21 protein-coding genes are annotated in these 24,839 nt (G+C 68.0%); 12 read left to right on the forward strand and 9 right to left on the reverse strand.

The window, feature by feature from the left end; all coding sequences use genetic code 11:
• Nucleotides 1-67 precede the first annotated feature (67 nt).
• From HNR30_RS06925 to narI, 4 genes are read left to right on the forward strand one after another with little or no spacing between them, the layout of a single operon-like run.
• Nucleotides 68-3,679, forward strand: coding sequence for a nitrate reductase subunit alpha (locus HNR30_RS06925; protein ID WP_181608781.1), 3,612 nt, complete (start codon nt 68-70; stop codon nt 3,677-3,679).
• Nucleotides 3,679-5,313: a nitrate reductase subunit beta gene (gene narH, locus HNR30_RS06930; RefSeq protein WP_181608782.1), complete on the forward strand. Its 1,635-nt coding sequence runs from the start codon at nt 3,679-3,681 to the stop codon at nt 5,311-5,313. The genes HNR30_RS06925 and narH overlap by 1 nt, the downstream gene beginning before the upstream one ends.
• Nucleotides 5,310-5,921, forward strand: coding sequence for a nitrate reductase molybdenum cofactor assembly chaperone (narJ, locus tag HNR30_RS06935; RefSeq protein ID WP_181608783.1), 612 nt, complete (start codon nt 5,310-5,312; stop codon nt 5,919-5,921). The genes narH and narJ overlap by 4 nt, the downstream gene beginning before the upstream one ends.
• Nucleotides 5,918-6,619 carry a respiratory nitrate reductase subunit gamma gene (gene narI / locus HNR30_RS06940; protein WP_181608784.1) on the forward strand — a complete coding sequence of 234 codons (702 nt, stop codon included), beginning with the start codon at nt 5,918-5,920 and terminating at the stop codon, nt 6,617-6,619. Before narJ ends, narI begins: the two co-directional genes overlap by 4 nt.
• Before the next feature lie 71 nt (nt 6,620-6,690).
• Here narI and HNR30_RS06945 read toward each other — a convergent pair whose 3' ends face one another.
• Complete coding sequence (locus HNR30_RS06945; RefSeq protein WP_181608785.1) at nt 6,691-7,626, reverse strand: phospholipase A2; 936 nt, start codon at nt 7,624-7,626, stop codon at nt 6,691-6,693.
• Between the two features lie 224 nt (nt 7,627-7,850).
• On the opposite strand from HNR30_RS06945, the gene ppk2 reads away from it, so the two are divergent.
• Both ppk2 and HNR30_RS06955 read left to right on the forward strand, forming a co-directional pair.
• On the forward strand, nt 7,851-8,666 hold the full coding sequence (gene ppk2 / locus HNR30_RS06950) for a polyphosphate kinase 2 (protein WP_312894271.1): 816 nt from the start codon (nt 7,851-7,853) through the stop codon (nt 8,664-8,666).
• 539 nt (nt 8,667-9,205) lie between these two features.
• Nucleotides 9,206-9,433: a hypothetical protein gene (locus tag HNR30_RS06955; RefSeq protein ID WP_181608786.1), complete on the forward strand. Its 228-nt coding sequence runs from the start codon at nt 9,206-9,208 to the stop codon at nt 9,431-9,433.
• Here the strand turns inward: HNR30_RS06955 and HNR30_RS06960 are convergent.
• The gene (locus HNR30_RS06960; RefSeq protein ID WP_181608787.1) at nt 9,425-9,601 is read right to left on the reverse strand and encodes a hypothetical protein; all 177 of its coding nucleotides are present in this window, start codon (nt 9,599-9,601) and stop codon (nt 9,425-9,427) included. The genes HNR30_RS06955 and HNR30_RS06960 overlap by 9 nt on opposite strands.
• A gap of 134 nt (nt 9,602-9,735) precedes the next feature.
• Here HNR30_RS06960 and HNR30_RS06965 point away from each other — a divergent pair, with 134 nt between their 5' ends.
• Nucleotides 9,736-10,257, forward strand: coding sequence for an NUDIX domain-containing protein (locus HNR30_RS06965; RefSeq protein ID WP_181608788.1), 522 nt, complete (start codon nt 9,736-9,738; stop codon nt 10,255-10,257).
• A gap of 16 nt (nt 10,258-10,273) precedes the next feature.
• Here the strand turns inward: HNR30_RS06965 and HNR30_RS06970 are convergent, their stop codons facing one another.
• Nucleotides 10,274-10,816 carry a hypothetical protein gene (locus HNR30_RS06970; protein ID WP_181608789.1) on the reverse strand — a complete coding sequence of 181 codons (543 nt, stop codon included), beginning with the start codon at nt 10,814-10,816 and terminating at the stop codon, nt 10,274-10,276.
• On the reverse strand, nt 10,813-11,337 hold the full coding sequence (locus HNR30_RS06975; RefSeq protein WP_181608790.1) for an RNA polymerase sigma factor: 525 nt from the start codon (nt 11,335-11,337) through the stop codon (nt 10,813-10,815). The genes HNR30_RS06970 and HNR30_RS06975 overlap by 4 nt, the downstream gene beginning before the upstream one ends.
• Before the next feature lie 916 nt (nt 11,338-12,253).
• Between HNR30_RS06975 and HNR30_RS06980 the strand changes: the two genes are divergently transcribed.
• The 4 genes from HNR30_RS06980 to HNR30_RS06995 all read left to right on the forward strand — a co-directional run bounded on the left by HNR30_RS06980 (nt 12,254) and on the right by HNR30_RS06995 (nt 15,848).
• Complete coding sequence (locus tag HNR30_RS06980; protein ID WP_181608791.1) at nt 12,254-12,529, forward strand: hypothetical protein; 276 nt, start codon at nt 12,254-12,256, stop codon at nt 12,527-12,529.
• 922 nt (nt 12,530-13,451) lie between these two features.
• On the forward strand, nt 13,452-13,952 hold the full coding sequence (locus HNR30_RS06985) for a SigE family RNA polymerase sigma factor (protein ID WP_181608792.1): 501 nt from the start codon (nt 13,452-13,454) through the stop codon (nt 13,950-13,952).
• 1 nt (nt 13,953) lies between these two features.
• Nucleotides 13,954-14,826, forward strand: coding sequence for a hypothetical protein (locus tag HNR30_RS06990; protein WP_181608793.1), 873 nt, complete (start codon nt 13,954-13,956; stop codon nt 14,824-14,826).
• A gap of 494 nt (nt 14,827-15,320) precedes the next feature.
• Nucleotides 15,321-15,848 carry a GNAT family N-acetyltransferase gene (locus HNR30_RS06995; RefSeq protein WP_181608794.1) on the forward strand — a complete coding sequence of 176 codons (528 nt, stop codon included), beginning with the start codon at nt 15,321-15,323 and terminating at the stop codon, nt 15,846-15,848.
• Between the two features lie 487 nt (nt 15,849-16,335).
• On the opposite strand, the gene HNR30_RS07000 is transcribed toward HNR30_RS06995, so the two are convergent.
• The 3 genes from HNR30_RS07000 to HNR30_RS07010 form a co-directional block, all read right to left on the reverse strand.
• Complete coding sequence (locus tag HNR30_RS07000) at nt 16,336-16,740, reverse strand: hypothetical protein (RefSeq protein WP_181608795.1); 405 nt, start codon at nt 16,738-16,740, stop codon at nt 16,336-16,338.
• Nucleotides 16,741-17,339: 599 nt separating this feature from the next.
• On the reverse strand, nt 17,340-17,711 hold the full coding sequence (locus HNR30_RS47380) for a DUF2637 domain-containing protein (RefSeq protein WP_246377200.1): 372 nt from the start codon (nt 17,709-17,711) through the stop codon (nt 17,340-17,342).
• Between the two features lie 655 nt (nt 17,712-18,366).
• Nucleotides 18,367-19,014 (reverse strand): TetR/AcrR family transcriptional regulator, encoded by a 648-nt coding sequence (locus tag HNR30_RS07010; RefSeq protein WP_181608796.1) that lies wholly within the window; start codon nt 19,012-19,014, stop codon nt 18,367-18,369.
• 100 nt (nt 19,015-19,114) lie between these two features.
• Here HNR30_RS07010 and HNR30_RS07015 point away from each other — a divergent pair, with 100 nt between their 5' ends.
• Entirely contained in the window at nt 19,115-20,311 is a 1,197-nt protein-coding gene (locus HNR30_RS07015; RefSeq protein WP_181608797.1) for an FAD-dependent monooxygenase, read from the forward strand.
• Nucleotides 20,312-20,320: 9 nt separating this feature from the next.
• Here the strand turns inward: HNR30_RS07015 and HNR30_RS07020 are convergent, their stop codons facing one another.
• Together HNR30_RS07020 and HNR30_RS49955 are read right to left on the reverse strand one after the other, a co-directional pair.
• Nucleotides 20,321-20,932: a low temperature requirement protein A gene (locus HNR30_RS07020; RefSeq protein ID WP_281389491.1), complete on the reverse strand. Its 612-nt coding sequence runs from the start codon at nt 20,930-20,932 to the stop codon at nt 20,321-20,323.
• Between the two features lie 162 nt (nt 20,933-21,094).
• Nucleotides 21,095-24,763, reverse strand: a complete 3,669-nt coding sequence (locus HNR30_RS49955) for an nSTAND1 domain-containing NTPase (RefSeq protein WP_181608799.1) — start codon at nt 24,761-24,763, stop codon at nt 21,095-21,097.
• Nucleotides 24,764-24,839 lie beyond the last annotated feature (76 nt).

Here is a 24,839-nt window from a genome sequence, read left to right on the forward strand (position 1 = left end):
TGACCCGAGCCCACAGAATCGGATCCTCGGCGGGGATCGTTCGCTCATGAAAGAAGGAGTCAGACCCATGGCCGCTACGGACGGTCCGTTCAGCGACGCTCTGCTGAAACTCGGACGGCATCTGCGGCCGGGTGCCGTCTCCGCCGACCTGAGGACCCTGCATCAGATCGGCGGCCGGGAGGGCGACGTATTCTACCGAGACCGGTGGAGCCACGACAAGGTGGTGCGCTCGACCCACGGCGTGAACTGCACGGGCTCGTGTTCCTGGAAGGTGTACGTCAAGGACGGCGTGATCACGTGGGAGGCGCAGCAGACCGACTATCCGAGTGTGGGAGGCGACCGGCCGGAGTACGAGCCGCGCGGTTGTCCCCGTGGTGCCGCCTTCTCCTGGTACACCTACTCGCCAACCCGGGTGCGCTACCCGTACGCCAGGGGCGTGCTGGTGGAGATGTACCGCGAGGCGAAGGCGCGCCTGGGCGACCCGGTGGCCGCCTGGGCGGAGATCACGGCCGACCCGGTCAAGCGCCGCCGCTACCAGTCAGCTCGTGGCAAGGGCGGGCTGGTGCGCGTCACCTGGGACGAAGCCTGCGAGATCATCGCTGCGGCTCACGTGCACACGATCAAGTCCTACGGGCCGGACCGGGTGGCCGGATTCTCTCCGATCCCGGCGATGTCGATGGCCTCGCACGCGGCCGGCGCCCGCTTCGTCTCGCTGATCGGCGGGTCGATGTTGTCGTTCTACGACTGGTACGCCGACCTCCCGGTCGCCTCGCCGCAGATGTTCGGCGACCAGACCGACGTGCCCGAGTCGGCCGACTGGTGGGACGCCGCCTACCTGATGCTCTGGGGCTCCAACGTCCCGGTCACCCGCACACCCGACGCCCACTACATGACCGAGGCTCGTTACCGGGGCCAGAAGGTCGTCGTCCTGTCGCCCGACTACAACGACGCGGCCAAGTTCGCCGACGAGTGGCTTGCACCGCATCCCGGCACCGACGGCGCCCTGGCCATGGCCATGGGCCACGTGATCCTCAAGGAGTTCTTCGCCGACCGGCTCACGCCCGCCTTCGACGACTACGTCAGGCGCTACACCGACCTGCCCTTCCTCGTACGGCTGAGCGAGCGTGACGGCGCTTACGTGCCCGACAAGTTCCTCACCGCCGCCGACCTGGGTCAGGAGGGCGAGGAGGCGGCCTTCGCCACGGTGCTGCTGGATGCCCGCGACGGAGAGCCCGTCGTGCCGAACGGCTCGCTCGCCTTCCGCTACTCCGAACAGGGACAGGGGCGCTGGAACCTCGACCTCGGCGAGGTGGAGCCCCTGCTGTCGCTGCTCGGCGGTGAGCCGGCCGAGGTGCTGCTGCCCCGCTTCGACACCGACGGCGTGCTGCGCAGGGGAGTGCCGGCGCGGCGGGTCAACGGGCAGCTGGTGACCACGGTGTTCGACCTGATGCTCGCCCAGTACGGCGTGCCCCGCGACGGACTGCCCGGGACGTGGCCGCAGGGCTATGACGACGCCGCCGAGCCGTACACGCCCGCCTGGCAGGAGGCCATCACGGGCGTGCCCGCGGCCGCGGCGGCGCGTATCGCGCGGGAGTTCGCCCGCAGTGCCGAGGACTCGGGCGGCCGATCCATGATCATCATGGGGGCGGGGACGAACCACTGGTTCCACTCCGACACGATCTACCGCTCGTTCCTGGCGCTGACCACGCTGACCGGCTGCCAGGGCGTCAACGGGGGAGGGTGGGCGCACTACGTCGGCCAGGAGAAGTGCCGTCCCGTCACCGGGTGGGCGCAGCTCGCCTTCGGCCTCGACTGGTCGCGTCCGCCCAGGCAGATGATCGGCACCGCCTTCTGGTACCTGCACACCGACCAGTGGCGTTACGACACCTACACCGCCGACGTCGTCTCCTCACCACTGGGTCAGGGCAGGTTCGCCGGCAAGGCCACGGCCGACCTGCTGTCGCAGTCGGCGCGGATGGGCTGGATGCCCTCCTATCCCACCTTCGACCGCAACCCTCTCGACCTGGCCGACGAGGCGGGAGAGGATGTGGCCGCCTACGTCGCCGAGGAGGTCGCCGCCGGCCGGCTGGGATTCGCCTGCGAGGACCCCGACGCCCCGCGGAACTGGCCTCGGGTGCTGACGGTGTGGCGGGCCAACCTGCTCGGCTCCTCGGCCAAGGGCAACGAGTACTTCCTGCGCCACCTGCTCGGCACGGACTCCTCCGTGCGCGCCGAGGAGGCGGCGCCCGAGCAGCGGCCGCACGATGTGACCTGGCACGAGGAGGCGCCACAGGGCAAGCTCGACCTGCTGCTGTCGCTGGACTTCCGGATGACGTCCACCACCCTGTTCTCCGACATCGTGCTGCCCGCCGCCACCTGGTACGAGAAGCATGACCTGTCGTCGACCGACATGCACCCGTTCGTGCACGCCTTCACCCCGGCGATCGACCCGCCCTGGCAGACCCGCACCGACTTCGCCGCCTTCCACGCCATCGCCGAGGCCTTCAGCGCGCTGGCCGAGCACCATCTGGGCACCCGCACCGATGTCGTGGCCGTTCCGCTGCTGCACGACACCCCCGACGAGCTGGCCAGCCCGCACGGACGGGTGCACGACTGGAGGGCCACTGGCCGTACCCCCACACCGGGACGCGACTTCCCCAAACTCGTCGCCGTAGAGCGTGACTACGGTGCCGTCGCGCGCAAGATGGCGGCGCTCGGGCCGCTGGCCGATCGGCTCGGCGCCACCACCAAGGGCCTGACCTACGACCTGTCGGCCGAGGTCGAACGGCTGCGCCGCATCAACGGCGCCACCGCGGAGGGGCGGCCCTCGCTGGCCCGCGACGTGGACATGTGCGAGGCCATCCTGGCCCTGTCGGGTACCACCAACGGGCATCTGGCCGCACAGGGCTTCGCCACGCTGGCCCGCCGTACGGGAACCTCGTTCGACGGGCTGGCCGACGAGCACAGGCAGATCACCTTCGCCGACACCCAGTCCAGGCCCGTGCCGGTGATCACCTCACCCGAGTGGTCGGGCAGCGAGAGCGGCGGGCGCCGGTACTCCGCCTTCACCATCAACGTGGAGCACCGCAAACCCTGGCACACCCTCACCGGGCGCCAGCACTTCTACCTCGACCACGACTGGATCCACGAGGCGGGCGAGGCCCTGCCCGTTTACCGGCCGCCGCTCAACATGACCGCGATGTTCGGGCCGGAGAAGGCCGAGGGCGTGCTGGTGCGCTATCTCACCCCGCACTCCAAGTGGTCGATCCACTCCGAATACCAGGACAACCTGCTGATGCTCACCCTGTCACGCGGCGGGCCGACCATCTGGATGTCGCCGCAGGACGCCGCGAAGGCCGCCGTCTGCGACAACGACTGGGTCGAGGCCGTCAACCGCAACGGCGTCGTCGTGGCCCGCGCGGTGGTCTCGCACCGCATGCCGGAGGGAACCGTGTACATGTATCACGCCCAGGAACGCGTGGTGGACGTCCCCAAGTCTGAGACCTCCGGCAGGCGCGGAGGCATCCACAACTCGCTGACCCGGCTGCTGGTCAAGCCCACCCACCTCATCGGCGGCTACGCCCAGCTCAGCTTCGCCTTCAACTACCTCGGACCCACCGGCAACCAGCGCGACGAGGTCACCGTGATCCGCCGCCGCTCCCAGGAGGTCGACTACTGATGCGCGTCATGGCACAGCTGGCCATGGTCATGAACCTGGACAAGTGCATCGGCTGCCACACCTGCTCGGTCACGTGCAAGCAGGCCTGGACCAACCGCGCGGGCGTCGAGTACGTCTGGTTCAACAACGTCGAGACCCGCCCAGGCCAGGGCTACCCCCGTACCTACCAGGACCAGGAAAGGTGGAAGGGCGGCTGGGAGCTCAACCGGCGCGGACGCCTGCGCCTCAAGGCCGGCGGGCGGCTCCGCAAACTGCTCACCATCTTCGCCAACCCGCTCATGCCGTCCATCCAGGACTACTACGAGCCCTGGACCTATGACTACGACCGCCTCTTCTCCGCCCCCGCCACCCAGGACACCCCGGTCGCCCGGCCCAGGTCGCTGATCAGCGGCGAACCGACCAAGATCACCTGGAGTGCGAACTGGGACGACAACCTCGCCGGCGACCCTTCGCCCGACCCGGTGCTGCGCAAGGTGTCCGACCAGGTCAAGCTGGAGTTCGAGCGGGCGTTCATGTTCTACCTGCCGCGCATCTGCGAGCACTGCCTCAACCCCTCCTGCGTGGCCTCCTGCCCGTCAGGCGCGATGTACAAGCGCTCGGAGGACGGCATCGTGCTCGTCGACCAGGACCGCTGTCGCGGCTGGCGCATGTGCGTGACCGGCTGCCCTTACAAGAAGGTGTACTTCAACCACCGCACCGGCAAGGCCGAGAAGTGCACGATGTGCTACCCGCGGGTGGAGGTCGGCATCCCGACCGTGTGCTCGGAGACCTGCGTGGGCCGCCTGCGCTATCTCGGCCTGATCCTCTACGACGCCGACCGCGTCGCCGAAGCGGCGTCGGTCCAGGACGAGAAGGACCTGTACGAGGCCCAGCGTGGCGTTATGCTCGACCCGCACGACCCCGAAGTGATCGCCGCGGCGCGGGCCGAGGGGATCCCCGACGACTGGCTGGAGGCGGCCCGCAGCTCGCCGATCCACAAGCTGATCTTCGAGTACGGCGTGGCGCTGCCCCTGCATCCCGAGTACCGCACGATGCCGATGGTCTGGTACATCCCGCCCCTGTCACCCGTGGTCGACGTGCTGGCCGGGACCGGCCACGACGGCGAGGACGCGGGCAACCTGTTCGGCGCGATCGACGCCCTGCGCATCCCCATCGGCTACCTCGCGGAGCTGTTCACCGCCGGCGACCCCGCGCCGGTCCGCGGCGTCTTGCAGCGGCTGGCCGCCATGCGCTCCTACATGCGGCGGCTCAACCTCGGTCAGAAGGCCGACGAGTCGATCGCCACCGCGGTGGGGATGACCGGCCCGCAGATCGAGGGGATGCACCGCCTGCTGGCCCTGGCCCCCTACGCCGAGCGCTACGTCATCCCCAAGGCCCACGCCGAGCAGGGCAGGCAGCTGGAGGAGAGCGCCACCGGCTGCAGCCTCGATTACGACGGAGGGCCTGGCATGGCCGGACCGTTCGGCGAGGCCTCCGGCCTGCCCGCTCCCGTCGCGGTCGAGAACTTCCACGCTCTGCGCCAGCGCCAGGAAGGCGACGAACACGACCTGCGCGGCCGGGTCAACCTGCTCAACTGGGACGGCAAGGGCACCCCGGAAGGCCTCTTCCCCAAGCGCGACCAGGAGTCGTCATGAACGATCTGCGGACCACCCACCTGGTGGCCTCGGTGCTGCTCGGCTACCCCGACGAGCGGCTGTACGGCGCGCGCGCCGTGTTGTCCGACGCGGTGGCGGGGCTGCCGGTGGGGGAGGCCCGCTCGCTGCTGACCGCCTTCCTGCGACATGTCGAGAACACGGTCCCCGGCGAACTGGCCCGCCACTACGTGGAGACCTTCGACCTCAAACGGCGCTGCTGCCTCTACCTGACCTACTACGCCTACGGCGACACCCGCAAACGAGGCGGGGCGCTGCTGCGCTTCAAGCACGCCATGCGCGAAGCCGGGTTCGAGCCCGCCGACGGCGAGCTGCCCGACCACCTGGCCGTGGTGTGCGAGCTGTCCGGCCGCGGGGCCGTCCAGCAGGCTCTGCGCTTGCTGCGCGAGCACCGTGCGGGGCTGGAGTTGCTGCGCACGGCGCTGGAGGAGGAACGCTCGCCGTACGCGGACGTGGTGGGCGCGGTGTCGGCGACGCTTCCACCGGCCGGTGCCCGCGAGCGGGCGGCGGCCCTGCGCCTGGCGGCCGAAGGACCGCCGGCCGAGGAAGTCGGCCTGGAACCCTACACGGTCACGGAGGCGTCGCAATGAACGTCCTGCTGTGGGTCGTAGCGCCCTACGTGGCGCTCACCGTGTTCGTGCTCGGCCACGTCTGGCGCTACCGCTACGACAAGTTCGGCTGGACCACGCGCTCGTCGCAGCTGTACGAGTCGAGGCTGCTGCGCATCGGCAGCCCGCTGTTCCACTTCGGGATCCTCGTCGTGCTGCTCGGCCACATCGGCGGGCTGGTCATCCCCAAGAGCTGGACCGAGGCGATCGGGATCGGTGAGGAGGTCTACCACGTGGTGGCCGTCACGCTGGGCACCATCGCGGGCGTCGCCACGCTCGGCGGGCTAGCCATCCTCGTCTACCGCCGCCGCACCGTCGGGCCCGTGTTCACCGCCACCACCCGCAACGACAAGCTCATGTACGCGGCCCTGGGACTGACCATCGCGCTCGGGCTGGCGGCGACGGTGATGGCGAACATCGTCGGCGGCGGCTACGACTACCGCACGACCATCTCGCCGTGGTTCCGCTCGGTGTTCTACCTGAGCCCTGATCCGTCGCTGATGGCAGGCGCGCCACTGCTGTTCCAGCTGCACGCGCTGAGCGCGCTGGCGCTGTTCGCGATCTGGCCGTTCACCCGGCTGGTGCACATGCTGACCGCGCCGATCGGGTACCTCACCCGGCCGTACGTGGTCTACCGCAGCCGGGACACAGGCGCACCGCCGGCCCGGCGCGGCTGGTAGCCGGGCCAGCCGGTCGCGTGGAAGGGGGCGGCATGGGGTCGCCATGGCCGTGACCCATGCCGCCCTCACCGTCACCAGTAGAGCGTGCGCCACCGCTGCTGGGACTGTCCGTTGCAGTCCCACAGTTGGACCCTTGTGCCGTTGCCGCCGATGGTGTTGAGGTCGGCGTCCAGGCACTTCGTGACATCTCGGCCGTTGCGGATTTCGTAACCCCGATGATCCTTGCCGGTGACGATCCAGAACTGCTGGGACTGTCCGTTGCAGTCCCACAGCTGGACCTTGGTGCCGTTGCCGCCGATGGTGTTGAGATCGGCGTCCAGGCACTTCCGGCCGCCGTTGACGGCGAACTCCAGGGTGCCCATCCCCTTGATGTTCCTGAAGGCGGCGGTCTGGACTCCGTTCCTCCGATTCTGGTTGTTGCAGTCCCACAAGCTCACCGGCGTGCCGTTGGCGGCCGATGACCGTGGTGCGTCGAGGCAGCGGCCGCTGCGGCTGCTGGGAATGACCACGGCCACGGGGATACGGCCCTTGGCGAACCAGTCGCCGGCTATGCGGACCACCCTGCGGTACAGCCTGGCGGTCGTACGGCACGCACGTGCCGAGAGGGAGGAGCCGTTGCCGCAGGCCTTGAGGAGATCGCTCCTCAGGGTGTCGTCGATGCGCCTGCGGTTTGCTTCGGTGAAGCGCCCCTGGAGCTTGTAGTTGCGGTATCCGAAATCATGCCGTCGGCAGGCGTCGTCGAATTTGCGTCCCAGGAATGCGTCGGGAGATTTCGAGCAGTCGTCGGCCGACCAGGACAGGAGGGCGTCGGCCCCTGATTTCGGCTGAGCGTTCCAGACGCCGGCGAATTCTTCGAGGCTGGCACTGAACAGGTAGTAGTCGGTCCTCTCGTAGATGTCGGCGGAAGTGGTCCCGATAGTCGACCCGAGGCTTGGAGCAGCCAGGACGGTCGCTGCGGCGAGGATTGTGGTGGCGAGGATGGTCGACGTTTTCTGCAGGCGATTCAAGGGTGTCCTTTCTTGGGGCCACGTGAATTCTTGAACACCTTGAACTTTGACGACGCATTATTGTTCGCTCAAGTGCCACTGGACTCTGGCTTTTGTAACCTAGGACCTTAACTGCACATTTATTTATTATGGTGCAATTCAGTATTTATTGGTTTCGGCATTTGTTTAGGGTGTGACCTATCGGAGTCGCGACATGTCATGATGCGTTTTGGAGGCTTCGTGACGTGCGACGAGGGTGGCAGATGGGCAAGGGCAAGGTGCGGCGCAAGCCGTACGAGAAGGAGCTCGTCCGGCTCCAGGCGGAGCTGGTCAAGCTCCAGGAGTGGGTCAAGGCCGAGGGCGAGCGCCTGGTGGTGATCTTCGAGGGCCGGGACGCGGCGGGGAAGGGCAGCACGATCAAGCGGGTGGCGGAGTATCTGAACCCGCGCGTGGCGAGGATCGTGGCGCTGCCCGCGCCGACCGAGCGGGAGCGCACGCAGTGGTACTTCCAGCGCTACGTCGAGCACCTGCCGGCGGCGGGGGAGATCGTGCTGTTCGACCGGAGCTGGTACAACCGCGCCGGTGTGGAGCGGGTGATGGGGTTCTGTACGCAGGAGGAGTACACGCGGTTCCTGCACCAGTGCCCGATCTTCGAGCGGCTGCTGGTGGAGGAGGGGATCATGTTGCGCAAGTACTGGTTCTCGGTGAGTGACGCCGAGCAGGAGCGCAGGTTCCGCGACCGGCTGGAGGACACGATGCGGCGGTGGAAGTTGTCGCCGATGGACATGGAGTCGTTCTCGCGGTGGGAGGAGTACTCCCGGGCCAAGGACGAGATGCTGGTGCACACCGACATTCCGGAGGTGCCGTGGCACGAGGTGGAGAGCGAGGACAAGCGGCGGGCGCGGATCAACATGATCTCGCACCTGCTGTCGACGGTGCCGTACCACGAGGTGCAACGGCCGCCGCTGGAGATCCCGACGCGGCCGGAGAGTACGGGCTACCGCAGGCCGCCGCGCCGGCCTGAGGGGTTCGTGCCTGATGCTGCTGACGCGCTCAGGTAGCTCACGTCCATGGTGTGGGTTTTGCGAATCTACAACGTAAAGGTGAGTCATTGAGCACTCGTCTACTTCAAGTCGCGGGCTTACATGCCGCGCTCCACTTCAATGTATGCGTCTATGCCACACCGCCCAGCTATCGCCGTTCATTGAATGCCCAAGAATGTCACGCCATGTTTGAGTGCGCCGTCGACCGCAGAGCACCGATCACGATCCGGTGGTCGCCTGCTGTTCTCATGGCGAACCCTTGACCGTCGAAATCAGCGTGGCTTGGCCCTATCAGGCCCTCTCTCCCTACAACGATGGGCCCCGAGGGTCTGCGTGTGTTAGCCAGCCGGTGGGGTAACTGCGGGTTCGGCCGCGCTGCCCGTGGCGGGCCAGCTGTCACGTCTTTACAGCCGTTGTGCGCGGCGCGTTCGATCGAGGCCAGGAGCCGTGATTGCGGGCGGCGGTGTGAAAGCGGCGCGTGCCGCCAGTATCCGGCCGCGAACTCCGGAGCGGTAGCGTTTCCCCCAGACTCCGGCCGCAGCATCAGAAGAACACCCGTGAACATTGCCGACATCGAATTCACGCGAATTCGGTCACTCGGCCCTGGTGGGCAACGCGATGGGTGGGAGCAGTTCATCTGGCGACAGGTTGCACAGGAACCACCCACGGCCAACGCCAAGTTCATCTCGCTGCATGGAGCCGGAGGCGAGGGCGGTGTCGAATGCTACTGGATGCTGCCTAAAGGCACCGAGCACGGCTGGCAGGCTAAAGAGCTCCTAACGTAATGACGTCAGACGTCGCCAGGAGATGAGGACGCAGGCGAGTTTCAGGAAGGCTTCGTGGATGTCGGCCCAGACTTCGGCCGCATCCCCGACGAGAAGGCCGACACCTGCGCCGCATTCCTGCACCGCATTCCTCCGCCGCGCGGCCGCCTTCTTCCACACCCACGGCATCACCCACATCGAACGAGTGATGACCGAGAAGGCATCGGGTCCCCATCTCTGTGTTGGTGTTGGAGGTTGGTGTGGTGAATCGTGGGTGCGGATGGGGAGGGGGCGTTGTCAGTGTCCGGACGTAGCCTGGCGCGATGATCCGTCATCCGTGGGTGCAGCGCTCGTTGGAGGCTGCCGTCTTCGATGCCCAGTCGGCCGTGCTGGAGTTCGATCAGGCCTGTTCCTGGCTGCGCTCGGCGTTGACCAAGCCGATGGAGCCGTTGGGTGCCGAGGTATGGGTGCTGGATCCCGCGCTTGAGCAGATCGTCCTGGTCCAGCATCCCTGGCGCGGCCTGGTGCCGCCCGGCGGCAAGGTCGAGCCGGGCGAGAGCCCGCGCCAGGGTGCGGCTCGCGAGTTGGCGGAGGAGACGGGATTGCGCCCGCGGCTGCTGGAGCGGCCCGCCGCAGTGGCTGTTCGCTCCTTCCACCCGGACTTGCCGGTGACGTTGTCGTTGTCCTATGCCGCGATTGCCGACCCGGCCCAGCCGCTTTCAGCGGAAGCCGGGCAACCGGCGCTGTGGCGACGGTTGGATGAGGATTGGGACGGCTACTTCCCTCAGGATCCAGGCCGGGTCCGGCAGTATGTGAAGGCATTGAGGATCGACGGGGTGGGTTGAGCGGGCAGCCATTGAGTCAAGGGTGCAGACGGTGCAGCCCGAACATCCAGTACGCCGCTCCGGGGTCCGTGAACTCGGCCTGATCGGGACTCGGTACCGCGTCCGCGAGGTCGACCGACAGGTCACCGGCTTTCGCCAGGGCTCGGGCGAGCACGTTCAGCAGCAGCCGGGCGATCACGGCGTCGGTGTCGTCGGCCAGCGAGGTGACGGTCTTGAAGGCCCGTCCGACCGCGATTGCGACCAGAAGCACCAGCTCAGGCATCGACTCGGTCATTTCAGATGACGCCAGGTCCAGAGCCTTCGCGACGGCTGCGACCGTGCCGCGTACCCTCTCCGAGGCTGGGAACGCCCCGGCCAGCGCGATGGCGAGAAAATCGGCGTGACGCAGCTCGTCCGTGACGTCCGCCAGCCGGGCATGGGTCATCGCCAGGCCGATGGGATCGGGCACGACGTCCAGCAGGCGTTCCAGCGACGGTCCTGTGTCGGTGCATGCGCCGATCTCCTGCTCGAGTGCCTCTCCCGAGCGCTTCAGCATCTTGTCGAACTCGTCGTCCGTCACCGCGGATCACCGCTCTTGCCGTGGTAGGCGAGCAGGGCGACGCGCAGTGCCGTACGGGCTCGTTTGATCAGGTCGCGCGACTGCTGCTCGGTGATGCCCAACTGCTCGGCGATGACGGGGTGCGTCAGATCCTCCAGGTAGTAGGCCATCGCCAGTCGCTGGTCCGGCGGCACCCTCCGCAGGGCGGCGCACAGATCCGAGGTCACCACCGCCTGCTCGATCTCGTCTTCGACCGCCCGGTCATGGCCGGGCAATCCGGTCGTGAGCGGCACGGTTGGCGCCTGGGTTCGCCGCTGTCCCCGCGGCCGTGCGAGCGCTCGGCGCGCCACCTGGCGGATCCACAGTCGTGGATCCTCGATCGTGATCCACGCGGCTGGTTGCGTGATCAGTAACTTCCACGTGTCAAGGAACGCATCCTGAACGGCGTCCTTGCTGTCCTCTAAGGATGCGCCGTTGTACATCAGGAATCTGATCAGGCGGGCGGACTCGCTTTCCATAAAGGAGATGAAGGCTGCACGCACGGACTCGTGCGTGCCGGCCGCGGTCGTCGTATGCCGTCTTCGGGGGTCGGCTGGCCCTTCGCTCATCGGTTGCTGCTGCTCCTTCTACGGCCCGGCGGGCCTCGCTTCAAAGTGGCCGCAGCTCTGCATGATCGGGAACAGCCCGTGGGCGGGACGGGTGAGGTTTGTGCGACTTGGGAGGGTTTGTTTCATCCGTGGAGATGCGGGATTGACGATCGCCTCATGCGCGGCGCACGTTCGCGAGCCAGTAGGCGCGACGGCCCTCGGTAGCGGAGGACCTGGGTGCGATCCCCATCGTCATGTGCCCGGGGAGTGGAACGACAGCATGCACCTGGCCATGACCACAAGTAGGCGCAGCAGCTGAGTGGTGCTGGAGGCGTCCGTACGGGGCTTGGCGAGAAGGCGCCAGCCCTTCAAGGTCGCTCCGGCCGCGATCTGCACGGCTTGGCCTGCGGTTCGCCGTATGGCTCGACAGCCCGCCGCGTGGCGCTCTGTCGCGCCGGTGCCAAGGCCCTGAAGATCGCACCCGCTGAGGATGGCCGGATCTCTGTCGTGACAGGAATGATCTGTCTCTAGAGACAGTCAGTACTGATCCAGGCAGGCCGAACGAGGTGCGCCACTTTCGGGTATAGCTTGGTGATCTCGTCTCACGCTGGCCCCCTTACCGATCGGCCTTCAGGACTCCCTCCTGACGCCCGCGCTCCTCATCGTCGTCGCGCTGCTACTGCTTGGCCAGCTCCGCCATAGGCACGTTGCAATCGAGACCCGAGATCTTCTCCACACGGTCTCCTACAACGTCCAAGCTGGCCGGGGCCATCGCTACGTTGGCGATGACGAAAGCCTGGAGATCAAATTCGGCGAGCTTGCTTCTCGCCTGGAAGAGACATTCGACGAACTCTCTGCGCTGGAAGCTGCGATGAGGGCACGTGCAGCAGTAGCTCGGCGCCTCGCGGCAGAAGCAGAAGAGAATCGACTGGAAGCTGAGTCGAGCCGAGAGGCAGCCGAACGGCGTCGAGAAGAGGCCGAAGCCTTCGAGTTACTCCTCCAGCAGCAGATCGATACGGTTGCCGACCGCGTCGAGAAGCGCAGCCAGGGAAGCCAGCGGAGATACCTGCTCTACGGGGTTCTGGCAGGCGCGCTCGCCACGATCGTCCTCGACGCCACCAAGACCTATTGGGCCTTCTGGATGTAGGTCGGTGGAACTGCGCCTGCCGATAAACGCATCCGGGCCAGGTCATGGCTCTGCGGGGATTTCGCGTGGCGTACGCGAGCTCCTCCGACTCGGAAGGCGGAAGTGCGTACGGCAGGATGATCCGTTGTGCTCCTTCACCTGCCTACCTCGCCGCTACGCACGCGTTCGCCGCACTGCGGTTGCTGTCTATGGGCGATCGGGACAAGGACGTGGAGGTCCTCGTCCTGCGCTATCAGGTCACCGTCCTTGCACGCCAACTCGGCCCTGATACCACAGTGCGATTTGCGCCTGAGGACCGGGCCTACCTTGCCGCTTTCCTGACATCGCCGCCTCGCGAGGTCCTGCGCCAGTTGCGGCTTCTCATCCTTCTGACACGGTCTTGCGCTGGCAGCGTGATCTGATGGGACGTCGTCACACCCGCCTCTGCCGGCCGAAGCGGCGAGGGCGACCGCCCACGGTCGGCTTCATCCGCACACTCGTCCTACGCCTGGTTCGGGAGAATCCGGGCTGGGGACATCGGCGGGTGCATGGTGAGCTCGCCATGCTTGCATCAAGGTCGCGCCGTCCACGGTCTGGGGGCTCCTCAAGCGAGAAGGCGTCCCCCCGGAGCCCGAGCGGGCGTCCACCACCTGAGCCGGCTTCCTGCGCTCAATACGCGAGTCCGACCTTCTCCAACGGGCACCGGCCCCACCGGCTCTGCGACAGGCTGCCCCGGCTCTACTCGTTGATCCTGATATCGACTCGGCCTGGATGACCTCGTTGGACGTCTGCCGGCGTGATCGGCTCGGAGGTGTCCTGAAGGAGTACCGGCATTGTGGCTTGACCTGGCCGGATGATTAATGGGCACTCGCAGCCCTCTGGCGCCACGCCATAGATTCGCGAGCCCGCCCGCATCTAGGTGGGTGAGACCAGAGGAGAACCTTTGCACCCCGACCAGCAGCGAGCCTTCACCGAGTTCGTCACCACCCGCTCCGACAGTCTGATCAGGCTCGCCTACCTCCTGACCAACGACCAGCACGCCGCCGAGGATCTGCTCCAGACCGCGTTAGCCAAGACTGCCGGACACTGGCGGCGCATCCGCGACAATCCGGAGGCGTATGTACGCAAGGTCATGTACCACGAACAGGTCGGTCGCTGGCGAAGTCCGCGCTGGTCCCGCGAACGGCTGGTCCTATCGCCTCCTGACCGGGCCACAGATGACCGGACTCGCGAGGTCGAGACGCGTATCACCCTGGCCCAGGCGCTACGGATCCTGCCGGCGCGCAAAAGGGCGGTCCTGGTGCTTCGTTACTACGAAGACCTCTCGGAGTCCGAAGTCGCCAAGATCATGGGCTGCTCGGTAGGGACCGTGCGTAGCCAGACTCACCAAGCCATCGCCCGGTTGCGCGCGGTGATCGGCAAGACCGTCACCCTGGAGGCCTGAGATGACTATCGACGAGCAGCAAATCTCTGCGGAACTGCGACTGATGGCGGAGAAGGCCAGGCCCATTGACGCGCTCGCCTACGCCAGGCAGGCACGGATCGGCTCCCTGCGGCGTCGGCGCATGTCATGGTCAGTCGCCGGGCTCGCCGCAGCCGCTTCGGTGATCGCCTCGGTGATCGTGGTGACGTCCGGAGGCTCCGGTCAGGTCACCGGGGCGAGGATGGAACGCCTGCCGGACAACACCCCTCAGCAGTTGCAGGCCGTGCGCGAGTGCATGCCCCAGGGAGGCCCGGTGCACAACATGGACGGTAACCGGCGCCTCCCTGAATATGGCACGGTCAAGGACTTCCGGTTGCTCGTGGAGTATCGCGACGAGGCCGGGTCGACGGCTCTGGTCGGTAGCCTGTCCGGCTTTGTCCTATGCACGCCGACCTCACAGAAGGATTTCGCGGAGCGAGCGATCTTCACCTACTGGGGGTTCAAGGCTCCGGGGAACATGACCGGCTTCTCGGGGGGCCTTCAGGTGGACGCCTACACCTCGCATATGCACTCGTATACGTTGGGGCCGGAGCGGAGTCAAAAAGACGACATCTACCGGGTCGTCGCCGGTCGGGTGCAATCGGACGTGATACGGGTCGAGATCGACTGGGCGGACGGTCGGCGTACCGATGCGCGCGTGGCCAACGGCTTTTTCGTCGCCCGGGTGCTGGGGAGATCAGTCCCGGACCCCGATGGTGGTGAGGACCCGCTGGGCGGACCTCTCACCATCCTGGATTCGCCACCGGTCACGGTCACCGCCTACGGCTCGCAGGGTCAGATCCTGGAGCAGGATGAGGATGTGGCATTCGGGCCGTTGGGCCGGGGAAGCGACTGACCAGGCCCCGAGGCAAGCCAATGAGCCGGCGCTTTACGGAGCCATCGAGGTTAGGCTCAATAGAGATACGGGCTGCCCCCGGCTCCCCACAGTACCCTGCGCCTGCCGATGATTCCGTCCGGCAAGGTCATGGCCTTGCGAAGCCCCGGACGGCATGGCGGTCTCCACTCGTTCGTGGAGGAAGACCGTGCGGCATGATGATCGTTCGTGCTTCTTCGTCTGGCCCATCTGACCGTTACGAACGCCTTCGTAGCGGTACGGCTACTGCCGATGAGTGATCGCGACAAGGATGCCGATGTTTTCGCTCTGCGTCATCAGATCATGGTCTTGGAATGGCAGCCCGGTGCCGATGTGCGGGTAGAGTTCGCCCCTGCAATGCCCGGACCGGAGCTCGGAGTCGAGCGTCGCGGTTGTCAGCAGCTGGGTCCCGTCGTACCGTCCCCCACCCCACTTGCTCTCTTGAAGCCTGTTCTTCACCCGCTACTATCCGCACCGTGATCAGCATCGAACGGGCGACCAACGACGACATCGACGAGTTCCTCCGCTCCGCCATCGCCCTCGTCGCCGAGGACGCCGGCCGCCACGACCCGGACGCGACCGACCTCGGCTGGGCCGACCGGTCCGGCCGCGCCTACGCGGAAGGCGCCCTGTCCGGCCGCGCCTACGCGGAAGGCGCCCTGTCCGGCCGCGCCTACGCGGAAGGCGCCCTGTCCGGCGACAACGTGGTCCTGCTCGCCCGCGACGGCCAGACCGTGGTGGGCCACCTCGTCGGCCGCCTCGTCGGCCCGGGCAATGTCCACCCGATCCGCGGCGCCGAGCTGGAGAGCATCCACGTCTATCCCGAGCACCGCGGAGGCGGCGCCGGGACGCTCCTCGCCGAGGCATTCCTAGAGTGGGCCGCCCGGCACGGGGCGGTGCGGGCTTCGGTTACGGCCTACGCGGCCAACGAGGCGGCACTGCGGTTCTACGCGCGCCACGGATTCACCGCCCGCTCAGTGATCCTCGACCGCCCCCTCCCCTGACCCCGTCTCTTCCGCCCCCGCTCGCCTTCACCGGATACACCCATCTAACCGCCATGTATGTGCGCAGCGGCCGGATCCGCGGCCGTACCTCCGTCGCCTCGTTGGCCGCTACACCCCCGTCTCACCCTGAGCGCTGGTAGGAAGGCCGCGACCCGGCGAGTCGGCGGACAGGGCCGTAGCGGGCGCGGATGTCGTAGCCCACGACGGGGGTCAGCCGATGGCGATCCACTCCCCAGGCCGCTCACGCGGATCAGCTGGCGGCCGGATCGCTTCCTCCTCGACCGCATGGGAGTCGTCGTTTGAAGGTCGGCCGGTACGGCGTGAGGTTGGACGCACGGCCTCGTTCGTTCCCCGACACGCTGCCCTGCGCTGCCCCTCTGCGCTTTCGTCCGGCGAGTACTGATGGGGCAAGCTGGCCGCCTGCTACGAGGCCAGCTTGCTCATCGGTGTCCTCGGCGACCGGCTGCCCCGGTCGCCGGGTCGTTTGTCAGCCGTTGCAGGGAGCGGTCCAGGGGGAGACCCAGATGGCGGAGATGACCTCGACGGGGCCACCGCCCGGGACGACGATGTTCTTCTTCTCGCCCTGGTGGATGCACCGGACCGCGCGATGGACCTCGCCACCGGCCCTGTATTCGTAGGTGAGCTTGATGTGGTCCCAGCCGCCCGGCGATCCGTTGTTGAAGATCGAACGGACGCCGCTGTGGCGTCCGAGGTTACCCTCGGACTTCCTGGCGGGCCGTCCTCCGCCGTTGGCGCTGTAGTAGGTGCAGACATTTCTGTAGCCGCACTCATTCCATGAGGACGCCTTGGCTGCGGCCGGCAGGGAGGTGGAGAAGAGGGCGACGGCCGCTGCGGTGATGGCGACGGAGGTGGAGATCAGCATTCGCTTCATGCGATCGCACGCTAGGCAGGGGCGCTTTGGATCTGCTTTTCGAAGCCTTTTCGGCCCAGCCGCTCGGCGTCGCAGTACATCGAACGTCCGGTCGTGGCGGTCACCAACTGGCCCGAGCCCGCGATGAAAGGGCTGGACACTCTGACGCCGCTCTGTGCTCGGAGTGGAGAACGCTTCCGCGCACCACGGGAGCGCCAGAGCCTGTCTCAAAGTGAGGCCAAGAGCCGGTCGTCGCTGGCCGTCCTTCGACAGCTGGCGATGTTGGAATCGCTACAGTTCGCCAGCAAGTCCGGCCTTCTTCACCAGTCGACCCCAGCGTGGAGAACGGGCAAACTCGCATGCGATGGCCATACTGCTGGGAAGCTCCCCGGTGGGGTCGGTGTGGATTTGTGCCCATTTCCATGCAGCTCGCTGGACGGAGTTGTCGCCCTTCCTCGGGCGGGCGATAGGCCCCTCTGGGACGCTGCCGCCGCGCTGGCTTCGGCGGGGTGAGCTGTTCTTGGCGTGCTTGTGGTGGGCGAGCATGCGGATCTGGCTCATGAGCATTTCATAGGCGCCGATCAACGCGAGGCTCGGCCAGCCTGCGATCAATCGGGCGATCAGGGTTGGTTCGGCGGCGGCGTGTTGGCTCCCAGGCTGGCGAAGCTGCTGACGAGCAGCATGGTCCAGGGCAGTGGGCCTCCTCGTGATCCGTTGCGGTTAGCGAGGAGAAGTGACATGGATGCGGCAACGATGGTGCCGTCGACGGCTAGCGGAATGAGCGCCGCTGCCAATGAACCTTCTCCGTGCGTGAGCGCGAGGTGGTGCATGTGTCTAAAGGACACGACCGCGGCGATGGCCGCGAGGATGAGGACGCTGGTGGTGGTCGTTCGTCGGATCCAGACCTCGATGGGGGAGCGCGCCGACGTGGTGGGCTCTGATGACATCGTCTGGGATCGACCGGTGGACTTCGCCGGGGTGGTTCTAGCCATCGGACCACTGGAATGCCTGGGACCACACGCGTTGCGTGTGCCTGCACAACGCCAGGATGAGGGAACGTCCTGGGATGCCTCCGGGGGGCGTTCGAGCAGCGCAGAGTCCTGCACTTATGTCCTGGGGGTCAAGGGGTCGCAGGTTCAAATCCTGTCGTCCCGACGGTTGGAACAGGCCGGTCGCCGAGGGTGAAAGCCCAGGTGGACCGGCCTTTCTGATTGTCGGGGCCGGTGTGGTGATCATTCAGTCCGCCTTCAGTTTGGGACCAAGATCCGGAGCCGTTCCTGCGGCGGCGGCGATGGCGTCGCGGGTCGGGGTGGTGGTACCGCTGCGTCGTGGTGAGCGAACCGTGGCCGGTGATCTTGCGGGAGCAGTGGAGCGGTATCCCGGCATCGTGGCGACGGTCGTGGCGGCGGAGGTGTTCGTAGCCGAGCTTGGTGACGACCTCGTCGGTGAACAGGCGGGCCGTGGGATGGGATCGAGGGCCTGGCCGGACCAACGCCGGATGAGGATCTCCTGGACGTGATGCCCGGGGCGTTCGACGGCATCCAGCGTGAGCATCCCTGTTGGTCCCGTTTCCCAGGTTCGCGGTTTCGGGAGGTATCGGCCGAACTTCTCATCCAGTGCATCGTCCGCGCCCGGTGCTGAAGCGCATCACACCATGGTCTGGTCGAATTCCTGCGGGTCAAGTGCCCGGTGGGCCAGTGGGGTCGGGCTGTTGCGAGCGGGGCGCAGGCCGTCGAGAAGGACGGTGAGGTAGCGTCGCCACAGCTCCGGCGCGACGTCGCGGCTGTGCTCGGCCGTCGCCCCGATCATCATCTGGATGAAGGGGAAGTCGGTCACCTCGAGGTCGTCCCGGAGGTGTCCGGCCTGCTGGGCGCGAGTGAAGACGGCGTTGACCGCGGGCGTGAGCTGCTCCCTGGCGGCGGCCACCCGGTCCCTGCCGAGTCTGCGGTTCACCAGGACCTCCCGCAGGCCGCGGTTACGGGCGACGTGCTCGCCGGTGGTCAGGAGGAGCTGTACGACCCCCTCCCAAGGATCTTGGTGAGTGAGAGCCGCTTCGGCAAGGGCGATCATCTGGCGTACCTCGGACTCGAAGGCCGCGTCGATGAGTTCTGCGTGGTCGGCGAAGCGGCGGTAGGCGGTGCCGATGCCGACGCCCGCATGGCGGGCGATGTCGTCGAGGGTGACCTCCACCCCTCGTTCGGCGTAGACCTCCTGGGCGGCGGCGATGAGGCGCTGTTTGTTGCGTTCCGCATCCGCGCGCAGCGGGCGGTCCGTGGACTTCTCCGAGGCGGTCATGGGCCCAGCCTACCTGGATAACTGGAGAATTATCTCCAGTTATGGTTATACTCCAGGGCATAAGTGGAGAAACATCTCCACATGCCTGAGGAGGACCGATATGAACGCATCCCGCGTCCTGATCGTCGGCACGGGCATCGCGGGCCTGGCCACGGCGATGCGCCTGCGAGAGATCGGCTGGGAGCCCGTACTCGTCGAGCGCGCCCCGGAGCGGCGATCCGCCGGCTACTTCATCGGCCTGTTCGACACCGGCCGCACCGCGGCCCAGCGCATGGGCGTGCTCGACGCCATCGGCAACCGGGCCGCGCCCGACAGCATCACCTACAACATCGACCGAGCCGGCCGCCGCAGGCCGGGCATGGGGTACGCCGACCTGCCCGGGCAACCGAGCCTGATGCTGCGCGGGGACATCGAGGCGGCCCTCCACGACACCGTAGCCCCGCACGTCGAGATCCGTTACGGCACGACCCCGGTCGCCATCGAGGAGCACCCCGACGGCGTCCACGTCACGCTGCGCTCCACAACCGAGACCACAGAACGCTTCGACCTCGTGGTAGGCGCCGACGGTCTGCGCTCCACCGTGCGCCGCCTGGCCTTCGGCCCGGACGCCGACTTCCTGCGCCCCTTCCACCACATCATCGGCGCCGCGCTGCTGAAGGAGCCCGTCCCCGGCTACCGGCTGTCCGACGGGCTCGTGCTGGCCGAGACCGGTCGCTCCGCGTGGATCTTCCCCTTTGCCGATCACCTGCCCACCGTGCTGTTCAGCTACCGCACCGGCGACGAGGACGCCCAGTTCCGCCGCCCGCCCGTCGAGTCACTACGGCGCGCTTTCGGCCCCGAGCCGACCGGCCCGGTGCTGGAGCACCTGCTCAGCCAGTTCGAGCAGGCGGACGACTACCTCTTCGACTCCGTTCACCAGGTGGAGATGCCCGCCTGGCACACCGGCCGCGTCGTCCTGCTCGGCGACTCGGCCTGGTGCCTGACGCTCTACACCGGCATGGGCGCCTCCAGCGCACTGGCCGGCGCGGATCTGCTGGGCACCGTACTGCACCGCAACGCCGGCAACACCGCACGCGCGCTGCGCGAGTGGGAGCAGCGGCTGCGGCCGTTCATCGCCGCGCAGCAGAGGTCCGGCCGTACGGAGGGTCTGACGATGTTCGTCCCCCAGACCCGGCGCGACCTGGCCATGCGTGCCCTCACCCAGAAGGTGACCAGGGTTCCGCTCGGCAAGCGGCTGATGATGAACGCCTTCGCCAAGCAGTTCAAGCTCAAGTCCCTCGACATCGCCGCCATCTAATGGGAGTCGCTATGCACCCCAGGCTGATGACGCCGTTTCCGAACTGCCCGCCGACACCTCCCACCTGATGGATTCCTGGTGGTTCGCCGCCCGGCTCAGCGCCGGTGAACCGTCGGCCTTCTGCCGCTGGGAGAGGTCTGTGAGGCGGGCGAAGTGGCACGTCCCAGCTCGGCCCGCGAGGGCGAGATCGAGGTCGTCCGTCAGGCTGGCGATGATGGCACCGGCCCAGGGCTCCGATTGGCTGGGGTTCGCCCGAGCATCCACCACGCACGCGGCCGCGACCAGAATCACCCCGATGATCATGATGAGGTGGGCGCCGGTGAACGCGTAGTAGGCCAGCAGCTGGCGACGTCGCTCTCCGGCCCGCACCTCGGCGCTGTCGAAGTACACCCACCACAGCCCGGCCGCGATCGCGATGCCGAGCACGACGCCGAGCGCGAGCGGCAGGTCCACGGCGTGCCCGTCCGGGCTATGCGCGCCGATGCCGATGGCGACCACCGACTCTCCCAGCACCACCATGAGCAGCAGCGCGAGCCGCCGGCCAGGACGTCTTCCACTACCCCGTGCAGGTGGTCCCGCGCTGGCGCGAAGACGGACTGCGTCTGACGCGGAGTTCTCCATTGGCCTCCTCACACGATCTGGAGGAGGTCCTGGAGTGCGCCACCGGGGCGGGTGAAGTGGGCAGTCACCAGGTGCGGCCACTGCCCGCGAACGAAATCAGGAGCCTCAGCGTGAACGTGCTGAGCGGGCAGAAACGGCTCTCGCTCTTGCGGTCACGGGTGGTCACGGTTGAGAAGCGGGGCAGGGCGGCCGGAAAGGCACGTCGGCCACATGTTTGCGCCATTCGGCCTCGGTGATGACGTCCCCGGACTCGCGGCAGACCCGCTCGGCGATCCGCGCCGGATCGGTCTCCCAGAGACGGACGTCGCCCCCGGCGCTGGCCAGCATGCTCCCGTCCGCGCTGAAGGCCAGCTCGGTGAAACTCTCGCCCGGGCTGTTGATGGCGAGCCGGCCCTGCGGGCGCGCGGGATGGGTGATGTCCCACAGCCACAGCTGTCCCGCGCCGGTGCCCATCGCCAAGGTGCGGTCATAGGGGTCGAAGGCCACGGCGAAGATCCTGCCGTCCGGCCCGGCCAAGGGCGCCCCCAGCTGGATCGGCCGGGCGGGGTCGGTGATCTGCCAGATCCGGGTGGTGCCGGAGGCGTTGCCCGCCGCGAGCAGCCTGCCGTCGTGGCTGAAGGTCACCGATCGTACGTCGTCGCCCAACGCTGTCATGAACCTGGCGGTGAGCGCCGGTGCGGCCGCGACGTCCCACAACGCCACCGTCCCGCCTTGGAGGGCCGCGGCCAGCGTGCGCCCGTTCGGGCTGAACGCCACGGCGAAGACCCGCCCTGAGCCGGCGTCGAGCGTGCCGAGCGGCTGCCAGGTGCGCGCGTCCCACAGGCGTACGGTGCCGTCGTCGCTGCCCGCCGCCAGCAGAGCGCCGTCCGGGCTGAACGCCACGGTCTGGATCAGTGCGCTCGGACCGAGCAAGCTCTTGCCGCGCCCCGGCCTGGCCGGGTCGGTGATGTCCCACAGCAGGACGGCGTTGCCGAGTCGAGTACCGCCGGCCAGCGTGCGCCCGTCCGGGCTGATGGCCACCGTACTGCCCATCCGGTCGTAGGGAGGCGGCGCGGTCAGCGGCGGGGTCACCGGCACCGGGCGTCGTCCGGCCACGTCCCACAACCGGATATCGCCCGCGGCTGTGGCGAGCAGAGTGGATCCGGGCCGGAAGACCACGTTGTCGATCGGGACATCGGTCTGCTTGATCACTGGCCCCGGCAGATCCCACAGCCGGGCCACTCCGTCGGCCGCGTTGGTGATGAGCAGGCGGTCCTCGTCGCCGAACCGCACGCCCGTCACCGGTTCACGGTGCGGCAGGACGCTGACCACTTGCGCCGCGCCGACATCCCACACCCGTGCCTTGTTCGAGCTGCCAACGGCGAGCAGGCGCCCGTCGGAGCTGAAGGAGACCATGTTGACCCATACACCGACCTCGGCGACCAGCGGTTTCCCGAGTTCTTCCGGCTTGTCGGGGCGGGTGGTGTTCCACAGCCGCACCGACCCGTCGTTGCTGCCCACCGCGAGCAGACTCTCGTGGTAGGCGACGGTGTTGATCCGGCTCGGTTGCGCCAGCGGCGGGCCCGCAGGCTGGACGTTGGCGAGGTCGCTGGTGTTCCACAGCTGCAGCGCACCCTCCATGTCGGTGCCGTTGCCCGCCGCCAGGACCCGCCCGTCGGCGCGAAAGGCCAGCGTCCGCACCGCGCCTCCGGGGCCGGTGCGCGGCGCGGAGAGGGTGGAGGTACGCAGGTCCCAGAACCGGATCGTTCCGTCGCGGCCGCCGATCGCCAGAGCGCGCCCGTCCGGGCTGAAGGCCAGCGCGTACACGGTGTCGGCCAGCCCGGTCACCGGGGCGCCCAGCGGCTGCGGGCGGGAGGGGGAGCTGACGTCCCACAACCGGACGGTGCGGTCCTTGCTGCCGGTGGCCAGGACGCGGCCGTCAGGACTGAACGCCACCGCGTAGACGGAACTGGTGTGCCCGCTGAGCGGAGCGCCGACCCGCACCGGGCGGCGCGGAGTGGTCAGATCCCACAACAGGATCGTGCTGTCGGTGACGGCCGCGCCGGCACCGGCCAGCAGCCGCCCGGAGGGGGAAACGGCAACTGTCTGCGAGGCCCGGCTCGGGCGGACCAGCCGGGTGACCGCCGGGGAGCCGGTGAGCTCCGCCAAGCCGGAGCGGGCCTCGAGCGTCGGCGCGATCCGATAGGCGGCCACCGCGAGCTGGGCGGCGAGCGCCGGATCGGTGACGCGCAGCCGAGCCGCCGTCATCGTCACGGTCCGGGAGATCGCCACATCGCGCGCCTGGTCGGCCTCCATCCGCTCACTCTGGGAGTAGACGGCCAGCCCGCCTGCCACGAGAGCGAGCACCGCAAGGGCGGCCAGAAGCTGGTGTAGCTGCCGGTTCCGGCGGCGATGCTGGCGGAGGCTGGTGTCGAGGAACCGCCGCTCCAGCGAGTTCATCGCGGCGCGGTGGTCCGGATCGTCGGCCCATTCCCGCGCCGCCTCCAACTGCCCGCCTCGATACAGCACGCCGGAGTCCAGGCCGCTGGACTCCCACAGCTGGGCGGCCTGGGTGAGTTGCTGCAGCACTCGCAGCCCTGCCCGGTCCGCGTCGATCCACGAGCGCAGCCGCGGCCAGGCCGACAGCAGCGCCTCGTGGCTGATCTGCACGGTGTCGGCGTCCACGGTCAGCAGCCGGCGCGCCACGAAGCGTTCCAGTACCGGCTCGATCTCGTCGGCCAGCTCGTCCCGGCTCACCCGGCGGCGGGTATCGGCGGTGGAGGTCCCGATGTGGGTCATCCGGAGGAACAACTGCCGAGCCAGTTCCCGCTGACCGGCATCCAGCTCGGCGTAGACGGCTTCGGCCGTGGTGGCGACCGCCCCGTGCAGGCCGCCGCTGGCCCGGTAGTGCTCCAGCGTCATCCGGCGGCCCTGCCGGTTCTCCCAGATGGCCAGCAGCGTGTGCGACAGCAGCGGGAGGGCGCCCGCCTCCTGCGGGACGATCTCACGGAGCAGCAGCTCCACCAGCGCGGGATCGATGTCGATGCCGGCGCGGCGGGCCGGTTCCTCGATGGCCTGCCGTAACTGGCCGTCCGTCATCGGGCTGATCACGAACTGGCGGCTTTGCAGAGCGTTTGCGAGTGCTGGATGGCGCAAAGCGTGCGGATAGAAGTCGGCCCGCATGCCGACCACGACGGGGGTCGTGGTCGCGAGCTCCGCCAGCTCGTCGATGAAGCGCAGCCGATCGCTCTCCGGCATCTCCGAGGTGAAGATCTCCTCGAACTGGTCGACGATCACGACTCGGTCGCCAAGCTCCGGATCCAGGCTTTCGCCGGGGGGCAGCATCGCCCAGGACGCGAGCGCCGGAATCAGCCCGGCGCGCAGCAACGACGACTTGCCCGAACCGGACGGACCCACCACCATGGTCAGCCCCGGCGAGACCTGGTCGACCAGCTGGACGGTCAGCTCCTGCCGTCCGAAGAACCAGTCGGCGTCGCCGGGCTGGAAGCTCGCCAGCCCCCGGTACGGCGCCGGGTCGTCGGCCGGCCGGCGGCCTGGCGACCGCCGTACCCGTACCAGCGCCCGCACCCACCGCTCGCGCTCTGCCGGATGGGTGACGCCACAGACGGTGAGGACCTTCTCGAACTGGTGCACCTGCGAGGCCAGCGGCACGTTCGCGCCCCGGAACCAGCCGCCCAGGGTGCCGTACGGCATGGCCGCCGCCGCGCCCAGCTCCCTGATCGTTTTTCGCGCCGTGGTGCGCAGCAGCGTGAGCTCGCGCCCCAAATCCTCACGGGTGGCGACCCGATCAGGGTCGGACCGGGCCACATCCCGGGCGAGACCGTCGGCCACCCCTGCCTCCGCGGAGCCGGCACACCGCGGCACCACGTGGGCAAACGCATCCCATCATGTGCGAGGTTGTGCGAAC

This window comes from Nonomuraea soli, assembly GCF_013761175.1.
GTDB lineage: Bacteria > Actinomycetota > Actinomycetes > Streptosporangiales > Streptosporangiaceae > Nonomuraea > Nonomuraea soli.